Origin of the sequence: Streptomyces sp. NTH33, assembly GCF_003236365.1 — a bacterium.
In the GTDB taxonomy this organism is placed as follows: Bacteria; Actinomycetota; Actinomycetes; order Streptomycetales; family Streptomycetaceae; genus Streptomyces.
This window is the reverse complement of the sequence record NZ_POTZ01000975.1, coordinates 1-954: the sequence shown is the minus strand read 5'-3', so window position 1 is coordinate 954 and position 954 is coordinate 1. Positions and strand designations below refer to the sequence as shown.

Sequence of the window (954 nt, the reverse complement as noted above, 5' to 3'; positions counted from 1 at the left end):
CCGCTCTCGGCGGGCAGTCGGCAGGCCAGGGCCTTGACCTGGGCCACCTGCAATGCGGTGAAGGACGGCGGCCGCCCCGACCGCTCGCGGTCGGACAGGCCGGCCAGACCGTGCTCGGCGAACCGGCCGCGCCAGCAGCGGACCGTGTCCAGATGCAGCCCCGTCTCACGGGCAGTGCGCGCGTTGGAGCGTCCGCGTGCGGCGTGCAGTACCACCTGCGCGCGCATCCGCAGTCGGTGCTCGGTCTTATGGCCGTAGGCCATCTTCTTCAGTCGCTCGCGCTCGGCGGCGCGCAGGACTATCGGGCGGGCGGCGGCAACGGGCAAGGCAGGCAGACCGATCGGCAGAAGTGGATCACGACAGGTCGAAGCCTGTCGCATCCGGCAACCGGCCCCTCGGGCAGGATGAACGACATGCCCACGCCTTCGGAACACACCCGGCTCTCACTGGAAGCGCGCCTCGGTGAGCGCGCCCGCGCCACCTGGCCGCAGCTGGAGCAGCTGCACATCCGCCACCGGGGAGCCTTCGCCTACGTGGAGGCCGAACTGGCCAACGGCGAACGGGTCAAGCTGATGCGGCTGCGCTACACCGGCGCGGTCGGCAGGTGGGGCTTCGCCCTCTACCACGCCAGCGGTGACCGCTACGAGGACTCCCTGCTGCCCAGCGGCAGCGCCACGGGTACCCCCGCAGACGCACTCGACTGCGCCTGCAGCCTCTACCTCACCGCTCCAAACATCTGAAGACGCCAGGCGTTCTACGGCCACGCAAACAGGCGGAATGATCCCCCGAGCTCGTATGCCGTCTCGTCAGCGAAGCGCCTTCGCCATCACCCGTTCCCTGGTCACACCATCGGCCAACAGGTCTCCGAGCTCTTCCGCGATGATGAAGCCGTTGCGCTGATACAGCGCGATGGCCGACTCGTTGCCCGGGATCACCGCGAGTTTCAGCGTCGTA

At 69.1% G+C, this 954-nt stretch carries 2 protein-coding genes; one reads left to right on the top strand and one right to left on the bottom strand.

The genetic code is table 11. From position 1 onward, the window contains the following. Positions 1 to 326: helix-turn-helix domain-containing protein (locus C1I97_RS37920; RefSeq protein WP_258382943.1), on the bottom strand; the 326-nt coding region annotated here is incomplete at its 3' end. Positions 327 to 413: 87 nt separating this feature from the next. Between C1I97_RS37920 and C1I97_RS37915 the strand changes: the two genes are divergently transcribed. Then, positions 414 to 740, top strand: a complete 327-nt coding sequence (locus C1I97_RS37915) for a hypothetical protein (RefSeq protein ID WP_111007371.1) — start codon at positions 414 to 416, stop codon at positions 738 to 740. The last annotated feature ends 214 nt before the right edge of the window (positions 741 to 954 follow it).